General features: G+C 68.8%; 17 protein-coding genes. 12 read left to right on the top strand and 5 right to left on the bottom strand.

What is annotated here, in order from left to right:
- The 10 genes from nrdI (at position 1) to MU522_RS04145 (ending at position 11991) form a co-directional block, all read left to right on the top strand.
- Complete coding sequence (gene nrdI, locus MU522_RS04100; RefSeq protein WP_128189978.1) at positions 1-399, top strand: class Ib ribonucleoside-diphosphate reductase assembly flavoprotein NrdI; 399 nt, start codon at positions 1-3, stop codon at positions 397-399.
- On the top strand, positions 387-2537 hold the full coding sequence (gene nrdE, locus MU522_RS04105; protein WP_192575806.1) for a class 1b ribonucleoside-diphosphate reductase subunit alpha: 2151 nt from the start codon (positions 387-389) through the stop codon (positions 2535-2537). Before nrdI ends, nrdE begins: the two co-directional genes overlap by 13 nt.
- 32 nt (positions 2538-2569) lie before the next feature.
- Complete coding sequence (gene nrdF / locus MU522_RS04110) at positions 2570-3691, top strand: class 1b ribonucleoside-diphosphate reductase subunit beta (protein WP_205649660.1); 1122 nt, start codon at positions 2570-2572, stop codon at positions 3689-3691.
- A gap of 82 nt (positions 3692-3773) precedes the next feature.
- A complete protein-coding gene (locus MU522_RS04115; protein WP_146354759.1) occupies positions 3774-4043 on the top strand; it encodes a hypothetical protein in 270 nt (89 codons plus the stop codon).
- Positions 4044-4090: 47 nt separating this feature from the next.
- The gene (locus MU522_RS04120; protein WP_246992679.1) at positions 4091-6805 is read left to right on the top strand and encodes a DNA methyltransferase; all 2715 of its coding nucleotides are present in this window, start codon (positions 4091-4093) and stop codon (positions 6803-6805) included.
- 70 nt (positions 6806-6875) lie between these two features.
- Positions 6876-7541, top strand: a complete 666-nt coding sequence (locus tag MU522_RS04125) for a DUF433 domain-containing protein (protein WP_246992682.1) — start codon at positions 6876-6878, stop codon at positions 7539-7541.
- 8 nt (positions 7542-7549) lie between these two features.
- Positions 7550-7954 (top strand): hypothetical protein, encoded by a 405-nt coding sequence (locus tag MU522_RS04130; protein ID WP_246992684.1) that lies wholly within the window; start codon positions 7550-7552, stop codon positions 7952-7954.
- Between the two features lie 182 nt (positions 7955-8136).
- Positions 8137-9222 (top strand): extracellular solute-binding protein, encoded by a 1086-nt coding sequence (locus MU522_RS04135; RefSeq protein WP_246992686.1) that lies wholly within the window; start codon positions 8137-8139, stop codon positions 9220-9222.
- Positions 9223-9283: 61 nt separating this feature from the next.
- Positions 9284-10273: an ABC transporter ATP-binding protein gene (locus MU522_RS04140; RefSeq protein ID WP_246992687.1), complete on the top strand. Its 990-nt coding sequence runs from the start codon at positions 9284-9286 to the stop codon at positions 10271-10273.
- On the top strand, positions 10270-11991 hold the full coding sequence (locus tag MU522_RS04145) for an iron ABC transporter permease (protein ID WP_246992689.1): 1722 nt from the start codon (positions 10270-10272) through the stop codon (positions 11989-11991). Before MU522_RS04140 ends, MU522_RS04145 begins: the two co-directional genes overlap by 4 nt.
- A 64-nt stretch (positions 11992-12055) precedes the next feature.
- Here the strand turns inward: MU522_RS04145 and MU522_RS04150 are convergent, their stop codons facing one another.
- Positions 12056-12727, bottom strand: coding sequence for a haloacid dehalogenase type II (locus tag MU522_RS04150; protein WP_281440035.1), 672 nt, complete (start codon positions 12725-12727; stop codon positions 12056-12058).
- Positions 12728-12847: 120 nt separating this feature from the next.
- Here MU522_RS04150 and MU522_RS04155 point away from each other — a divergent pair, with 120 nt between their 5' ends.
- Positions 12848-14449 (top strand): HNH endonuclease signature motif containing protein, encoded by a 1602-nt coding sequence (locus tag MU522_RS04155; protein ID WP_246992693.1) that lies wholly within the window; start codon positions 12848-12850, stop codon positions 14447-14449.
- Positions 14450-14509: 60 nt separating this feature from the next.
- Here the strand turns inward: MU522_RS04155 and MU522_RS04160 are convergent, their stop codons facing one another.
- Together MU522_RS04160 and MU522_RS04165 are read right to left on the bottom strand one after the other, a co-directional pair.
- Positions 14510-15721: a glutaminase gene (locus MU522_RS04160; RefSeq protein ID WP_246992695.1), complete on the bottom strand. Its 1212-nt coding sequence runs from the start codon at positions 15719-15721 to the stop codon at positions 14510-14512.
- Positions 15722-15768: 47 nt separating this feature from the next.
- Complete coding sequence (locus MU522_RS04165; RefSeq protein WP_246992697.1) at positions 15769-15966, bottom strand: hypothetical protein; 198 nt, start codon at positions 15964-15966, stop codon at positions 15769-15771.
- Between the two features lie 274 nt (positions 15967-16240).
- On the opposite strand from MU522_RS04165, the gene MU522_RS04170 reads away from it, so the two are divergent.
- Positions 16241-17305, top strand: a complete 1065-nt coding sequence (locus MU522_RS04170) for a TerC family protein (RefSeq protein WP_246992699.1) — start codon at positions 16241-16243, stop codon at positions 17303-17305.
- Between the two features lie 13 nt (positions 17306-17318).
- Here MU522_RS04170 and MU522_RS04175 read toward each other — a convergent pair whose 3' ends face one another.
- Both MU522_RS04175 and MU522_RS04180 read right to left on the bottom strand, forming a co-directional pair.
- A complete protein-coding gene (locus MU522_RS04175) occupies positions 17319-17564 on the bottom strand; it encodes a helix-turn-helix transcriptional regulator (RefSeq protein WP_246992701.1) in 246 nt (81 codons plus the stop codon).
- On the bottom strand, positions 17564-18043 hold the full coding sequence (locus MU522_RS04180; protein ID WP_128189972.1) for a DUF2975 domain-containing protein: 480 nt from the start codon (positions 18041-18043) through the stop codon (positions 17564-17566). Before MU522_RS04180 ends, MU522_RS04175 begins: the two co-directional genes overlap by 1 nt.
- Between the last annotated feature and the right edge of the window lie 30 nt (positions 18044-18073).

Consider the following 18073-nt stretch of genomic DNA (forward strand, 5'->3'; position numbering starts at 1 on the left):
GTGGGCGACGTCGTCTACTTCTCGAGCGTGTCGGGCAACACCGCCCGCTTCGTGGAGAAGCTCGGGCGACCGGCCTCGCGCATCCCCCTCCACGCCTCCGAGCCGCCGCTGCAGCAGCGTGAGCCCTACGTGCTCATCGTGCCCACGTACGGCGGCGGCGACGGCAAGGGCGCCGTCCCCAAGCAGGTGATCAAGTTCCTCAACGACGAGGAGAACCGCAAGCACCTGCGCGGCGTGATCAGCGCCGGCAACACCAACTTCGGATCCGGCTACGGGCTCGCGGGCGACATCATCGCCCAGAAGTGCAACGTGCCGCACCTCTACCGCTTCGAACTCTTCGGAACCCCCGACGACGTGCGCGTCGTCAACGACGGATTGGATGCACTATGGCGACAGTGACGCCCGAGATGACGACGGGCAAGACGTCGGCGATGGACTACCACTCGCTCAACGCGATGCTCAACCTCTACGGACCGGACGGCAAGATCCAGTTCGAGAAGGACCGCGAGGCTGCGAACCAGTACTTCCTGCAGCACGTCAACCAGAACACGGTCTTCTTCCACTCACTCAAGGAGAAGCTCGACTACCTGGTCGAGAACGAGTACTACGAGGCCGAGGTGCTCGACCGGTACTCCTTCGAGTTCATCAAGTCGCTCATGAAGCGCGCCTACGGCTACAAGTTCCGCTTCCCGACGTTCCTCGGCGCCTTCAAGTACTACACGTCGTACACGCTCAAGACGTTCGACGGGAAGCGCTACCTCGAGCGCTACGAGGACCGCGTCGTCAACGTCGCGCTCGCGCTCGCCGAGGGCGATGAGCGGCTCGCCGAGGCGTTCGTCGACGAGATGGTCAACGGCCGCTTCCAGCCGGCCACCCCCACGTTCCTCAACGCCGGCAAGAAGCAGCGCGGCGAGCTCGTCTCCTGCTTCCTCCTGCGCATCGAGGACAACATGGAGTCGATCGGCCGCTCGATCAACTCGGCGCTGCAGCTCTCGAAGCGCGGCGGCGGCGTGGCGTTCAACCTCACGAACATCCGTGAGTACGGCGCCCCGATCAAGCAGATCCAGAACCAGTCGTCCGGCGTCATCCCCGTGATGAAGCTGTTCGAAGACAGCTTCTCGTACGCGAACCAGCTGGGTGCCCGTCAGGGCGCGGGCGCGGTGTACCTGCAGGCGCACCACCCCGACATCATGCGGTTCCTCGACACGAAGCGCGAGAACGCCGACGAGAAGATCCGCATCAAGACCCTCTCGCTGGGCGTCGTCGTGCCCGACATCACGTTCGAGTTGGCGAAGAAGGGCGAGGACATGTACCTCTTCTCGCCCTACGACGTCGAGCGCGTCTACGGCGTGCCCTTCAGCGACATCTCGGTGACCGAGAAGTACCACGAGATGGTCGACGACTCGCGCATCACGAAGACCAAGATCAACGCCCGCGAGTTCTTCCAGACGCTCGCCGAGATCCAGTTCGAGTCGGGCTACCCGTACATCATGTTCGAGGACACGGTGAACCGGGCCAACCCGATCGACGGCCGCATCAACATGTCCAACCTCTGCAGCGAGATCCTGCAGGTCAACACCCCGTCGACCTACGACGACGACCTCGACTACGAGTCGGTCGGCAAGGACATCTCCTGCAACCTCGGCTCGATGAACATCGCGCTGTCGATGGACTCGCCCGACTTCGGCAAGACGGTCGAGACGGCCATCCGCGCCCTGACGGCGGTCTCCGACCAGTCGCACATCGGCTCGGTGCCCTCGATCGCGCGCGGCAACGACATGAGCCACGCGATCGGCCTCGGCCAGATGAACCTGCACGGCTACCTCGGCCGGGAGCGCATCCACTACGGCTCCGAGGAGGGCCTCGACTTCACGAACATCTACTTCTACACGGTGCTGTTCCACGCGCTGCGCGCGTCGAACCTCATCGCGCGGGAGAAGGGCGAGACGTTCGAGGGCTTCGAGCGCTCCAAGTACGCGTCGGGCGAGTTCTTCGACAAGTACACCGAGCAGGAGTGGAAGCCGGCGACCGCCCGCGTGCAGGAGCTCTTCGACGCGTCGGAGATCCGCATCCCCACGCAGGACGACTGGCGCGAGCTCAAGGCGCTCGTGCAGGAGCACGGCATCTACAACCAGAACCTGCAGGCGGTGCCGCCGACCGGCTCGATCTCGTACATCAACAACTCGACGTCGTCGATCCACCCGATCGCGTCGAAGATCGAGATCCGCAAGGAGGGCAAGCTCGGCCGCGTCTACTACCCGGCGCCGTTCATGACGAACGACAACCTGGAGTACTTCCAGGACGCGTACGAGATCGGCCCCGAGAAGATCATCGACACCTACGCCGCGGCCACGCAGCACGTCGACCAGGGCCTGTCGCTGACGCTCTTCTTCAAGGACACGGCCACGACGCGCGACATCAACAAGGCGCAGATCTACGCCTGGCGCAAGGGCATCAAGACGATCTACTACGTGCGTCTGCGCCAGCTGGCGCTCGAGGGCACCGAAGTGGACGGCTGCGTCAGCTGCATGCTGTGACGCGCGGCGACGAGACGGAGAAGGAACAGGACATGGACACCCAGGACACCCAGGCGGGCTCGGCCTTCGACGAGATCGCCGAGTCGCCCGTCGACGCCGAGCAGGCGCGCGAGGCCATCGAGGCCGAGCGGGACGAGGTCGAGGCGGCGCTCGGCGCCGGCAAGCCGCAGACCGAGGCCCAGCAGCGCCAGCACCGCCACAACCACCTGGTGCAGGCGATCAACTGGAACCGCATCGAGGACGACAAGGACCTCGAGGTCTGGAACCGGCTCGTCAACAACTTCTGGCTGCCCGAGAAGGTGCCGCTGTCGAACGACGTGCAGTCGTGGGGCACGCTGACGCCCGAGGAGAAGACGCTCACCATGCGCGTCTTCACCGGCCTGACGCTGCTCGACACCATCCAGGGCACGGTCGGCGCCGTCTCGCTCATCCCCGACGCGATCACGCCGCACGAGGAGGCCGTCTACACGAACATCGCGTTCATGGAGTCGGTGCACGCGAAGTCGTACTCGTCGATCTTCTCGACCCTGTCGTCGACGAAGGAGATCGACGAGGCCTTCCGCTGGTCGACGGAGAACCCGTACCTGCAGCGCAAGGCCGAGATCATCATCGACTACTACGAGGGCGACGACCCGCTGAAGCGCAAGATCGCCTCGACGCTGCTCGAGTCGTTCCTGTTCTACTCGGGCTTCTACCTGCCGATGCACTGGTCGAGCCGCGCGAAGCTCACGAACACCGCCGACCTCATCCGCCTCATCATCCGCGACGAGGCCGTGCACGGGTACTACATCGGCTACAAGTTCCAGAAGGGCTTCGAGCAGCTGACGCCCGAGCGCCAGGCCGAGATCAAGGACTACACGTACTCGCTGCTCTACGAGCTCTACGAGAACGAGTCGAAGTACACGGCCGACCTCTACGACTCGGTGGGCCTGACGGAGGACGTCAAGAAGTTCCTCCACTACAACGCGAACAAGGCGCTCATGAACCTCGGGTTCGAGCCGCTGTTCCCGTCGACCGTCACCGACGTCAGCCCGGCGATCCTGTCGGCCCTGTCGCCGAACGCCGACGAGAACCACGACTTCTTCTCGGGCTCGGGCTCCTCGTACGTGATCGGCAAGGCCGAGGCCACGGCCGACGAGGACTGGGACTTCTGATCCTCTCCACACGGATGCTGCCGGTCGCCCGAACGTGGGCGGCCGGCAGTACTGTGGCCACGACAGGCACCGGAGGAACCCGATGAGCAACGCGCAGCACACCAACCTCGACCAGCGCACGCGCGAGGAGAAGGAGCGCGAGGCCGCCATGGGCGAGATCTCGGCGGTGCTGCTCAACCTCGAGCACGCTATCTCGCGCGCGGAGAAGGCGCTGAAGTCCATCAGGAAGACCGGTGCGCACCCGAACGCCGAGCTCGCCCTCGACCGCGAGCTCGAGGTGCTGCGCGCGTCGCGCAAGCGCCTCATGCAGCAGACCTACTACGGAGCCCTCGACTCCCTCCAGATGTTCTGATGGCGGTCCGCTCCGGCGCCGAGATCCAGCACGCCCTGAGCCGCTTCGTGGCGAAGTGGCGCACCTACCAGGGCAGCGAGCGGGCTGAGGCGCAGACCTTCCTGAACGAGCTCTACGCCGCGTACGGCAGCGACCGCACCGAGGCCGGCGCGAAGTTCGAGCACTTCGCCTCGTCCGCGGGCTTCATGGACCTGCACCAGCCGGGCGTGCTCATCGTCGAGATGAAGAAGCCGGGACGCGGCCTCGAGGAGGCCGCCGACCAACGGCGGCGCTACTGGCAGGAGTCGAGCGACCCCACGAGCGACACCCCCGCCGCGCGCTGGGTGATCGCGTGCAACTTCCACGAGTTCGAGATCTGGGAACCGGGCCGCTTCCCGAACCACCCGAGGGCGCGCTTCACGCTCGACGAGCTGCCCGACCACTACGACGCGCTGCTGTTCCTGCAGTCGGAGTCGATCGAGCCCGTGTTCTCGGAGCACCGGCGCGAGCTCACCACCGATGCGGCGCGCCACATCGCCGATCTCTACCGCTCGATGGCCGATCGGGGTGCAGCCCCGCTCGACGAGATCCAGCGATTCACGATGCAGCTGGTGTGGACGCTCTTCGCCGAGGACCTCGGCATGCTCGACGGCTACCCGCTGCAGCAGCTCGTCGAGCGCCTGCTGCGCGAGGACGACCCCGACTCGGCGCGCGATCTCGGGTACCTCTTCCGGCTGCTCAACCAGAAGGGCGACCAGAACCGGCGGGGCATCTACGCCGGCACCCGCTACGTGAACGGCGAGCTCTTCGCGAAGTCGGATGCCGTCTACCTGACGCGCGACGAGCTGCTGCACCTGAAGCGCGCATCGGAGTTCGACTGGCGGCAGGTCAACCCGACGATCTTCGGTTCGTTGCTCGAGGGCGTGCTCGGCGACGAGCAGCGCGCGAGCCTCGGCGCCCACTACACGCACGAGGCCGACATCATGAAGATCGTCACGCCGACGATCGTGCGGCCGTGGCGCGAACGCATCGAGGCGGTCGCGACGAGCGCCGAGGCGCGCGAGCTGCTCGACGAGCTCTGCCACTTCCGCGTGCTCGACCCCGCGTGCGGCTGCGGCAACTTCCTCTACGTCGCCTACCGGGAGCTGCGGGGCCTCGAGGCCGAGCTGAAGGCCCGCGTCGCGAGCCTGGCGGCGCGCGACGGCCTAGCGGCCCCGAAGGACCTGCCCTACTACCCGCTCGCCAACGTGCAGGGCATCGACATCGAGCAGGTCGCGGTGCAGATCGCCCGCGTCGTGCTCTGGATGGGGCACCGCCAGATGGTCGACCGCTACGGCGAGGCCGAGCCGGTGCTGCCGCTGCAGGACCTGTCGGCGATCCGTGCGGCGGATGCCTTGCGCGTCGACTGGCCTGAGACGGACGCGATCATCGGCAACCCGCCGTTCGTTGGGTCGCAGTTCGTACGGGGATCGCTCGGTGACGAGTACGTGGACTGGCTCGCGAAGCGGTTCCGCGTAGGGATTAAGGACCTGTGCGTCTACTGGTTCCGCAAGACTGTTGAGCACATGAGGGCAGGTCAGCGAGCAGGCCTCGTGGGAACGAACTCAATCGCGCAGAACCGAGCTCGGTCGGCGTCGCTGGAGTACATCATCGCCCAAGGTGGAGTGATCACCGATGCAGTGTCGAGTCAGAAGTGGCCCGGCGAAGCAAAGGTGCACGTCAGCATTGTCAACTGGACCAAGCCTTCGTCCGGCAGCGCACCGCACTTCGAACTCGACGGGCGGGTAGTCGAAGGCATCACTACGTCCCTGCGTCCCGTCACTACTGAGTGGAAGCCTGCTCGCCTAAGCGCGAACCGCAACAGGGCGTTTCAGGGCCCCATCCCCGTCGGTCGTGGATTTATCCTTACGCAGAACGAGGCTCAACACCTGCGGGGCAAGGGCGTTTCCTCGTCGGTGCTGAAGCCGTATGTCATTGGCGAGGACGTCACCACGGCCCCGGACCAGAGCGCGAGTCGCTGGGCCATCGATTTCGGCGTGATGTCGTTGGAGGCCGCGCGCCAGTACGGGGCAGCCCTTGACTGGGTTCGCGACCGGGTCAAGCCCGAGCGCGACGAGAACTCCGACGACGGGTTCCGGACGAAGTGGTGGCAGTTCGGGCGCCCCCGCGGCGAGATGCGACGAGCGATCGCAGGATTGCCTCGTTACGTCGTCGGGACAGCCACCGGCAAGCGCCTTCTACTGGCGTGGCAGCCAGCATCGGTGTTGCCCAGCAACGCGGTCAACGTCTTCTCATTCGACGACGACTTCAGCCTTGGAGTCCTCATGTCGCGAGCACATGATGCATGGGCGTGGTCGCACGCATCGACGTTCAAGAGCGACCTGCGCTATACGCCAACCAGCGTGTTCATGACCTTCCCCTGGCCGGAGCCGGTTGACCCGACGCAACGCGAGGCGATCGCCGAGGCGTCCCGCGCGCTCTATGCCCGCCGCAGCGAGCTCTGCATCGAGCACGGCCTGGGTCTCACGAAGCTCTACAACCTGATGGACGAGGGCGCCTTTCAGGACCTCGCCGCGCTGCACAAGCGACTCGACGAGGCGGTCGTCGCTGCCTACGGCTGGCCGAAGTCGATCGCACAGGATGCCGACGCGCTCGTCTCCCGACTCACCGAGCGCAACCGCGAGATCGCCGAGGGGGAGCGCCCCTACGCCCCCTTCGCCAAGGCGGGAACGTCAGGAGCCTCGGATAGCGTGCCTGCATCGGAGCCGGACATCGCGCACTGACCGGCCGGCGTCGCTGCGGGCCCGGGACGCCCCTCGCACTACCCTGGAGGCGAGCGGGAGGAGACGGATCGTGGACAGCAGACTCCTGACCCCTGTCTACTCGCAGAGCGAAGCTGCGCAGATGATCAGCCTTCCGCAGTCGACCTTCAACCATTGGGCCAGCGGCTATACGACGGCGTCCGGGAACCGGAAGCCGCCGTTCATCACGCTCAGCAAGCGCGGACGCGGTTACACCGTGCCGTTCATCGGACTCGCAGAAGCCTGGCTGGTGCGAGCGTTCACAAGGGCTGGCGTGCCGGTGTCTCGCATCCGTCCCGCGCTTGAGCAGCTGCGCACGCAGATCGGTCTCGAGCACGCGCTCGCCAGCGAGCAGCTGAAGACTGACGGAGCGGAGATCCTCTGGGACCTGCGAGGCGAGGACCCGGTATTCGACGACAACCGTCTCGTCGTGGTGCGCAACGGCCGGACGATGTTCGGCGAGATCGTCCGCGAGCATCTGAAGCATGTCGAGTACCGAGATGGATTCGTCGGACAGCTCCGGATCCCCCGCGCAAACGGCGCGGCAGTCACGATCGACCCGCGCATCAACTACGGTCATCCGACGCTCACGGACTACGGTGTGCGCGTCGAAGACATCCTGTCGAGAATCGCTGCGGGCGAGACCATCGCCGAAGTCGCATCGGACTTCGAACTGCCGCCCGGAACCGTCGAGAATCTAGCGCTGTCTGCCGCGTAGGCGATCCAGTGACCGCCCTCCAGTTCTTCGCCGATCGCAACCTGGGCGATCACGTCGTACCGGAAGCCCTCCGCCTCAGAGGCTGGCAGGTCGTGACTCTGCGAGAGCGCTACGGAAGCGCAGACGCTCAAAGACTCGCGGACGTCGACTGGATCCGTGATGCAGCGGAGGCCGGAGAGGTACTGCTCACCGCCGACAAGGCCGTAGCCAAGCGTCCGTTGGAGGCGCAGGCCGTCATCGGCGCATCCGCTCGCGTGTTCGCGCTCGGCACCAGCAAGCTGACGGGACCGCAGCAAGCCGAGCGCTACCTCGAGAACGAGAGTGCGATCTTCAAGCGGGCGCGGAGGTCTGGCGGCCCCTGGGTGATCAGCGTGACCGGCCACGGGCTGGTGCCGATCAAGCTGTTCGGGTGACGCAGCCGCCGACGGGCAGCTCAGCCGCGCTCCCGAACCGCTCGTTCCCGTGCGTTCACCTGCCGCCCACGGCCTGTTCACTGCCCCTCAATACGGTGGGCCGGCGCGCGGCCACCCGCGGTCGGCGCGTCACCTTGCATCCCACGCATGAGATCGACACGCACCGAAGAGAGGCCTACGACATGCAGGTTCTGAACACTCGCGCAGCACGCGGAACAGCGCTCCTGGCGCTCGGATCGATCCTCCTGGCCGGCTGCTCCAGCGCGGCCACGACGAGCGAGACCGCTGCGGCAGGCGATGGCGCGACAGCGGCGGGCAGCGGCGAGACCCTGATCGTCTACACGAACTCCAACTCCGACGGCCGTGGCGAGTGGGTGACCGAGCAGGCTGCAGAGGCCGGCTTCGAGATCGAGATCGTCGGGCTCGGCGGTGCTGACCTGACCAACCGCATCCTCGCCGAGCAGAACAACCCCGTCGGCGACGTCGTGTTCGGGCTCAACACCATGTTCTTCGAGACCCTCAAGGCCGACGACGCGATCACGGCGTACGAGCCGGCCTGGGCCGACGAGGTGCCGCAGGATGCCGGCGACCCCGTCGACGGTGCCTACTGGCCCCTCGTCGACCAGGCCATCGTGATGGTCTACGACGAGGCATCCGCCGACGCGCCGCCCGCCGACATGGCCGACCTCTGGAACGACCCCGCGTACCAGGGCACGTACGAGGTCAACACGGCGCTCGGCCAGGCGACGCCGCAGCTCGTCGTCGCCGGCATCCTCGCCCCGTACGTCGACGAGTCGGGTGAGGTCTCCGAGGAGGGCTGGGCGCAGGTCGAGGCCTACTTCGCCAACGGCAGCCCAGCCGTGGAGGGCACGGACCTCTACGCGCGCTTCGAGCGCGACGAGGTCGACTACGGCATCGTGCCCTCGGGCGGCATCATCGCCCGCGACGAGGAGTACGGCACGACCACCGCGATCGTGCCCTCCGAGAACGGGGTGCCCTTCGTCACCGAGCAGATCGGCGTGATCGCCGGCACCGACCAGGAGGCCGAGGCGCAGGCCTTCATCGACTGGTTCGGATCGAGCGAGGTGCAGGGCGCATTCGCCGAGCAGTTCAACTCGATGCCGGTCAGCGAGGCCGCCCAGGAGCAGGCCAACCCCGAGGTCGTCGAGCTCGTCGGCTCGGTCCAGCGCGCCGACATCGACTTCGCCCTCGTTCGCGAGCACATCGGCGCGTGGATCGAGCGCATCGAGCTCGAGTACCTGCCGTGACCGACCGGGGCGGGGGCGGCTCAGCCGTTCCCGCCCCTCACCGCGCCCACGAGGAGCGACCATGATCCGATTCGACAGCGTCCGCGTGGAGTACGAGGGCCACGTGGCGCTCGAGGGGCTCGACCTCGAGATCCGCGAGGGCGAGTTCTTCACCCTGCTCGGCCCCTCCGGGTGCGGCAAGAGCACGGCCCTCCGCACTCTCGCGGGCTTCATCGAACCGACTTCCGGCAGCCTCTTCGTCGACGAGCGAGACGTCACCCGGTTGCCCAGCGAGCGGCGCGGCATCGGGATGGTGTTCCAGAGCTACGCGCTCTTCCCCAGCATGTCGGTGCGCGAGAACATCGCCTTCGGGCTGCGCGTGCGCCGGCTCGCGGGTGGCGAGCGGCGCGAGCGGGTGGACCGCGTGGCCGCGCAGGTGGGCCTGGCGCCCGCCCAGCTCGAGCGCGGCGTCGCCGAGCTCTCCGGCGGGCAGCAGCAGCGCGTGGCGATCGCCCGCGCACTCGTGCTCGAGCCGAGCATCCTGCTGCTCGACGAGCCGCTCTCGAACCTCGACGCGAAGCTGCGCGTGCAGCTGCGCGGCGAACTGCAGCGGCTGCAGCGCGAGCTGGGTGTCACGACCCTCTACGTCACGCACGACCAGGAGGAGGCGCTGGCCCTCAGCGACCGCATCGCCGTGCTGTCGGAGGGCCGCGTCGAACAGGTGGGCACGCCGCAGGAGATCTACGAGCAGTCGGCATCCCCGTTCGTCTGCGACTTCATCGGAGAGGCCACGAAGCTGACCGAGCCCCAGCTGCGTGAGCTCGGCATCCTGGGCTCAGGCGAGACCTGGGTGCGCCCGGAGCACGTGCACCTGCCAGACGACGGTGGCGCAGCGGCGGTCGTGCGCGCCCACGCCTATCGAGGCGCCTCGACGCTGCTCGAGCTCGAGGTCGCGGGCGCGCCGATCTTCGCCGCGAGCGCCAGCAGGGCCGCGGCTGCGCTCGAGATCGGCGACGCGGCACGCGTCGCGGTCGACCAGGGCGCACTGCTGCGCTACGGGCCGCCGGCGTGACGCGCACGACCGCGAGCACCCGCGGCCTGCTGCGATCGCCGCTGGCGCTGGTCGTCGCCGCCGTCGTCATCTGGTTCGCGGCGACGTTCCTGCTGCTGCCCAACCTGTCGCTGCTCGGAGCGACCTTCGCACCGGAGGGCCAGCTCTCGCTCTCGTCGGTCGAGCGGCTGATCTCGAGCGAGCGCGCGCTCCGGTCGCTCGGCAACAGCGTGCTGCTGGCGTGCACCCTCGCCATCACGGTGAACGTGGTGGGCATCTTCATCGTGCTCGTCACGCAGTGGTTCCGGATGCGCGCGCGGCGAGTCCTGTGGCTGGGCTTCGCGACCACCTTCATCTACGGCGGCATCGTGCTCGCCGCCGGCTACAACTTCATCTACGGCCGCTTCGGATTCGTGACGAACTGGCTCGCGACCTGGGTGCCGGATCTCGACCGCAACTGGTTCTCGGGCTTCTTCGCCGTCGTTCTCGTGATGACGTTCGCGACGACCACGAACCACATGCTGTTCCTCTCCGCGGCCCTCGCGAAGGTCGATCGGCATGCGATCGAGGCCGCCCGGCTCATGGGTGCGCGCACCTGGACCATCCTGTGGCGGATCGTGCTCCCGACCCTGCGTCCCATGATCTTCGCCGTCACCGTCCTGACGTTCCTCACCGGCCTCGGTGCGCTCACGGCGCCGATCGTGCTCGGCGGCGACGACTTCCAGACGGTCTCCCCGATGATCCTCACCTTCTCGCGGTCGCAGACGTCGCGGGACGTCGCGGCGCTGCTCGCGATCATCCTCGGCCTCGCGACGATCCTGCTGCTCGCCGTCATGAACCGCGTCGAGCGCAGCGGCACCTACTTCGCCGTCGCCAAGGTCGCGGCCCCGCTCGAGCCGCAGCCGTTCCGCACCCGCTGGGGCTCGACGCTCGTGCACGTCGCCGCGTGGTCGCTCTGGATCGTCTACGTCTTCCCGGTCGCCTCCGTGGTGCTGTTCTCCTTCGTCGACGCGCGAGCCATCGCTGCGGGCTCCATCGGGGTCGGCGACCTCACGTTCGAGCACTGGACCACCGTGCTCACGAGTGCGGATGCGCTGCAGCCGTTCCTGGTGTCGGTCGCCTACTCGGCGCTCGCCTCCGTCATCGCCGTCGTGGGGCTCTTCTTCGTGGCCCGCGTCATCACTCGCCACCCGGGCTGGCTCTCGAGCGCCATCGAGTACGTGCTCCACATCCCCTGGATCCTGCCGACGATCCTGATCGCGCTGGGTCTGGTGATGGCGTTCGACCGACCGCAGGCCCTCCTCGGCGGCCAGGTGCTCACCGGCACCGTCGCGCTGCTGCTGGTCGCCTACGTGATCATCAAGCTGCCGTTCACGCTGCGCCTGCTCAAGGCCTCGTTCGCGTCGGTGCCGCGAGACGTCGAGGACGCCGCGCGCATCCTGGGAGCCGGCCAGCTGCAGACACTGGCGCGCGTCGTCCTGCCCCTGATCGCGCCGACCGTCGCCGCGATCACGGCGCTCAACTTCAACAGCCTGATCGACGACTACGACGCCGCCGTCTTCCTCTATCACCCGCTCGCCGAGCCGCTCGGCATCGCCATCAAGCGCTCGACCGAGGGAGAGGCGAACCTCGACGCGATGTCGATCACGTTCGTGATGACGGTGCTGCTCATGGTCGTCCAGGGCGCGGTGCTCTGGCTCGTCTACGGTCGCAGCGCGAGGGCCGACCGCCGCCGATGAGGACGACCCTCGGGGTCTTCCGACGGAGATCCCGAGACGGACGTTGCCCGGTGCGGCGGTGCTCCTACGGGCGCGGGGCCAGCTGATCGGCCAGGGACGGCAAGTCTGAGGTCTGGAGCCCCGGCTGCGCGAAGTAGGCCGGGTACGTCGCGCCGCCACGGTTGATCCAGGCCGTGCGGAGGCCCGCGCGACAGGCACCGTGGATGTCCCACGGATGCACCGCGACCAGCAGCATCTCTCCCGGCTGTCGGCTGACGGCATCCGCCGCGAAGGCATACGCGACCCGCGACGGCTTCCACGCCGGGGCATCCTCCACGCTCAGCAGGGCAGCGAACCGCTCCCGCAGGCCCGCGCGGCGCAGCAGTCCGTCTGCGACCGAGGCCGCGCCGTTGCTGAGGGTCGCGAGCTCAGCGACCGAGGCGAGCGCCTCGACGCGGGGCGCGACATCCGGGTGCACGTCGAGGCCATGCATGGCCTCCATGATCCGCTCCGCCGAGGCTGACGCATCCGCCGCACCACCGGCCTCGAGCAGACGCACCGCGCCATCGCGCGCGATCTCCGCGAATGCCGCGCTGCCGCCTGCCGCGGCAGCTGCGAAGCCGTCGCGCAGCACGCCGGCGAACCACTCCTTCACCTGGTGCGGGGCGAGCCCCTCGGCCGCGAACGCCGCGCCCATCGGCGACATGTCGGACAGCGTCTCGTTCACGTCGAACAGGATGAGCCCAGGTGCCGTCATCGTCGTCCTCAGTTCGTGCCGCGCGCTCCCTGCGAAGCGGGATGCGCCGAGGCTATGCCATGGGTGACAGCAGCACGTGCTCGGGGCGGGCATGTCAGTGGCCCGTGATGCAATGCCTGCATGGACGGCTTCGAGATCGACGGCGAGGAGTACATCGCCGCGATCCGCGCCGGTGCCGTCGATCCGCACGGCAGCAGCGCCGACGAGCTGCAGGCTTCGCTCGACGCGTTCGACCGCGAGCTGAGCGCACGCATCGCGGCGATGAGCGATGCGGAGCTCGAGGCAGCCGCATCACGCGGCGCGCCCATCCCGCCGCTGCCTCGCGAGCCGCTCTCCGCGCACGCCGAGCGCCTGCGCGCTGACGAGGCGTTCGTGGGTCGCCTCCGAGCGATCGAGGCGCAGTCCGCGCGCGTCGAGGGTGAGCGACGCGCGCTGCTCGCCGCTCACATGCAACGCGTGCTCGACATGGCCGGCGACGCCGGCCCCAAGGTCAAGGAGCTCGCGATGATGGCGGCGGTCGAGCTGGGACTCACCGGCGGCGGCATGGTGCAGCGCATGACCGAGGCCTGGACCATCGTCACCGAGCTGCCCGCCGCGCACGAAGCCGCTTCGCAAGGCCGCATCACGACCTCGCACCTCCGGGTGATCGAAGCCGAGACCCGAGCGCTTCGCCTCGACGCCCAGGTCGAGCCGTCCGAGCGGCAGCGAGTCGTCAAGCAGCTGGTCGAAGTGGCCGAGAGCACCAGCACCAGCCGGCTGCGCTCTCGCGCGAAGCGGATCGTGAACGACGTGCTCACCGAGCCCCTGCAGGTGCGGCACGACGCCGCCCGCGAGCGCAGACGCGTCGAGCTGTTCGATGCAGGCGACGGCATGGCCGACCTCGTCGCACGCGTGCCCGCGCTCGAGGGCGCCGCCATCTTCGATCGCCTCACGCAGGCGGCGCGCAGCAAGCCGAAGGACGACCCTCGCACCTTCGATCAGTTCCGGACGGACGCATTCCAGGAGCTGCTGCTCGCCGGCGTCGTTCCCGAAGACCTGCACGGCACGGCGCACATCAAGGCGCATGTGGCGATCACGATCCCCGCGACCGAGCTGCTGCACGATCGCGACGAGCAAGACCCTGCGTTCCACGAGCTGCGCTCCCCCGCGGCGCTCGACGGCAAGGTGCTGGTCGATCGCGACACCGCGCGCCGCATCGCCGGCGACACCCACACCTGGGAGCGACTCTTCACCGATCCGGTGAGCGGGGTCGCGGTCACGGTCGACACCTACCGCTCCAGCGCCGCGCAACGCAGGTGGCTACGGGCGCGCGATGGGCGATGCCGCGGCCCGGGCTGCGACCGGGCCGTGCTCCGCGCCGATCTCGATCACACCCGTGACTTCGCGGCTGGCGGCCGCACGTCGCTCAGCAACCTCGAGCATCTCTGCCGCAGCGATCACACGCTCAAGCACGACACCCGCTGGCGCGTCGAACAGCGCGAAGGAGGGGTGCTCCGCTGGACCTCGCCGATCGGGCAGGTGATCGTCGATGAGCCGCCGCCGGTCGGGCCGCGCTTCACCGACATGCCGCGCTCCCGGCCCGAACCGGCGACCCGCGAGCCCCGCCAGAGTCGCCGGTACCAGCGGGAGGCACTGGAACGGCGAGCAGACGAGATCGCTCGCACGCTTCCCGCATCCGGGCGATGGGGTGCAAGCGTGCCGGTCGGCGTCTTTCCGTTCTGACAGGACCGGCGACGACGAGAGACCGGTCGTCGGCGCGCGGCCCGCTCGCTGCGTGTCGGCTCAACCGTCGAGCAGCCCGTCGGGGTCGGCGACCCGCACCTCACGGCCGTCCTCGCGCATCCGCTCGACGCCCTCGCGCAGCAGGCGTCGGCCTACCTCGGTCGCCGAGGCGGTGCGCGAGAGGTCGAGCACGATGGGGGCGTCGTCGTCGGGCAGCTCCTCCAGCTCGCGCAGGGCCACCTCGACGGCGGCGAAGTGCATCGTGCCCTGCAGCTGCACCTCCCGCACGCCGTCGCCGTCGGCGTCGGGCTCGACGACGCCGTAGAGCACGTGCGAGGCGACCTCGGGCGCATGCATGAGGTGCAGGCCGAGCTCGGCCGAGAGCCGCTCGAACGCCCGCACCCCGCGCACGCTGTTGCCGATCTCGTCGAGCCGCGGCGAGAAGGTGCCGATGCCGACCTGGCCGGGCAGCGATCCGAGCACGCCGCCCGCGACACCGCTCTTCGCCGGGATCCCGACCGTGCTCATCCAGTCGCCCGCGGCGTCGTACATGCCGCATGTCGCCATGACGCTCAGCACCTGCGTGCACACCCAGGTCGGCACGACCTGCTCGCCCGTCACGGGGTTGCGACCTCCCGCCGCGAGCGTCATGGCCATCACCGCGAGGTCGCGCACGTCGACGAGGAGCGCGCACTGCCGGATGTAGCCCTCCACGGCGTCGTGCGGCTCGCCGTCGAGTTTGTCCTGCGCGTGCACGAGGTAGGCGAGCGCGAGGTTGCGGCTCGACTCCGAGCGCTCCGAGTCGAAGACCGCCTCGTCGACCTCGAGGTCGCGGCCGGCGAACGCCGAGAGCCCCTCGCGCACCCGCACGTCGCGACGCTCGCGGCTCATGCCGGCCTCGCCGACGAGCGCGTGCGTCGCGATCGCGCCGATGTTGATCATCGGGTTGCGCGGCCGCCCGTTCTGCTCGAGCGAGATCTCGTTGAACGCGTCGCCCGAGGGCTCGACCCCGACGTGCTCGAGCACCGACTCGCGGCCGCGGTCGGCGAGCGCGAGGGCGTACGCGAAGGGCTTCGAGATCGACTGGATCGTGAAGCGGTGCTCGTCGTCGCCCGTGCCGTAGACGGTGCCGTCGATCGTGCACAGCGCGATCGCGAAGCGGTCGGGATCGGCGTCGGCGAGCTCGGGGATCGTGTCAAGCAGCTCGCCCTCGTCGCCGTCGACGCACGCGCGCCGCACCTCGTCGAGCAGGTCGGGCACGGGGTTGCGCATGCGCCGAGGCTAGCGGTGCGCTCCTGTGGCCGACCGGGCCGCAGGAGCTACGCGCCCTGCTGCGCCGCCCGCACCGCCGAGCGCATGCGGAGGATCGCCTCGACCTCGGCGCAGACGGCCAGCTGGCGGTCGGCCTGAGGATCGGAGCGGGGCGCGGGGGCGGCGTCCTCGAGCTCGGCGAGCAGGTCGCGGAGCCGTGCTGCGGTGTCGCGCGGACCGCGATCCGCGAGGTCTGGGCTCGTCATGCCGCGACGATACGCGGCGCGGGTCCTGCCGCTCCGCTCGGACGCGCGCGCGACAGCACCTGCTGAGCCACAACGATGTTCGGATTGAGGTTCCGATGGGTCGGCGCGGGAGCGTTGACCGGCGCCAGGCCCGCATGGTACCGTGCTCGCGGAGGGGAGTAGTCCCCCAGGATGCGTCGTCACTTCGTGCCCGCCATCGGGCTCCGGCGCATCCGGGATCGCGGTTCGCGCTCCCGGGCGAGACCTCCGGTTGCACCGACAACTGGAGGACACGATGGACGTACCCGTCTACGCCTGGCTCGCCGTGCTGGCAGCCATCATCGCCATGCTCGCGATCGATCTCTTCGCACACCGAAGGGCGCACGTCATCGGCGTGCGCGAGGCGCTCGGCTGGTCGGTCGTCTGGGTGCTCTCGGGCATCAGCTTCGGCATCGTCGTCTGGAGCACCTGGGGCGCCGAGTACGGCCAGCAGTACTTCGCCGGCTACCTCATCGAGAAGTCGCTCGCCGTCGACAACGTCTTCGTCTGGGCGATCATCTTCGCCGCCTTCGCCGTGCCGCGCGAGTACCAGCACCGCGTGCTCTTCCTCGGCGTGCTCGGCGCGCTCGTCTTCCGCGGCATCTTCATCGCCGCGGGCGCCGCGCTCATCGAGAACTTCGCGTGGATCCTCTACGTCTTCGCGGCCTTCCTCATCCTCACGGGCATCCAGATGCTGCGCACCCGGAACGAGCACGCGCACCCGGAGCGCTCGCGCGTGCTGCGGCTGTTCCGCCGGTTCGTGCCGATGACGGATGCGTACTACGGGCAGCGCTTCCTCGTGCGGCGGGCGGGGGTCGTCGTGGCCACGCCGCTGCTCGCGGTGCTCGCGCTGGTGGAGGTCACCGACATCGTGTTCGCGGTCGACTCGATCCCCGCGATCTTCGCCGTCACCTCCGAGCCGTTCCTCGTCTTCACCGCCAACGCCTTCGCGATCCTGGGACTGCGCGCGATGTACTTCCTGCTCGCCGACCTCATCCACCGCTTCATCTACCTCAAGGTCGGGCTCGCGCTCGTGCTCGTCTGGGTCGGCGCCAAGATGGCGCTGCTCGACGTGCTCTACATCCCCACCACGGTGTCGCTGGTCGTCGTCGCGACGATCATCGCCGCCTCGATCGCCGCCTCGCTCGTCGCGACGCGCGGCCAGGGGCGACGGGCCGTGCAGGCCGGCCCGGCGGGCGCCTTCCGCAGCGCGACCGCGGAGGAGCTCGCCGAGGCCGAGCCGCTGCTCCGCCGTCGCCGCGCGGCGACGCCCGAGGTGGCGGCGCACGAGGAGGCACCGCACGACCGGATGCCGCGATGACCGCGGCCGGCGATCAACCCCGGGCGTCGTCGTGGCGAGCGGCCGCGTCGTCCTCGTCGTCGACCCACTCGAGCAGGTCGCCCGGCTGGCACTCGAGCACCCGGCACATCGCGTCGAGCGTCGAGAAGCGCACCGCCTTCGCGCGGCCGTTCTTCAGCACCGCGACGTTCGCCGGCGTCAGCCCGACGCGCTCGGCGAACTCGCCCACGCTCAGCTTGCGCTTCGCGAGCTCGACGTCGATGCGCACCACGATGGCCATCAGATGACCTCGTCGAGCTCGGCGCGGTAGCCGGTCGCCTGCCGCAGCAGCCCGCGCATGACGATCATGAGCAGCATCGGCAGCGACGAGAGCACGACGACCCCGAACAGCGCCATCGGGATGCCGGGGTCGCGGATCTCGGGCGTCAGGAAGATGACCGTCGTGACCGTCAGCGCCCCGGCCGCGAGCAGGCTCCAGCCGATCGCGAGCGCCCACACGATCCCGTCGACCCAGCGGCGCGAGGCGTCGCTGAAGAGCCGGTCGCGCTGCACGAGCGTCAGCAGCTGCCAGATGCAGACGATCACCACGAGCACGCTCGCGAGCACGAGCGTGAGCACGATCTGCGCCGGCACGCGGAAGGCGGGCGCCTCGTCGCGGAGCTCGCCCGGCAGCGACATCGCCATGAGCACGAGCAGCCAGAGCGCCGCGACGACGAGGGCGACGCGGAGCAGGAGGACGGACCAGCGGGAGCGGAGCATGCATCGAGTCTCGCTCGGAATCTATCGAAC

Source organism: Agrococcus sp. SCSIO52902 (genome assembly GCF_022983135.1).
Taxonomy (GTDB): domain Bacteria; phylum Actinomycetota; class Actinomycetes; order Actinomycetales; family Microbacteriaceae; genus Agrococcus; species Agrococcus sediminis.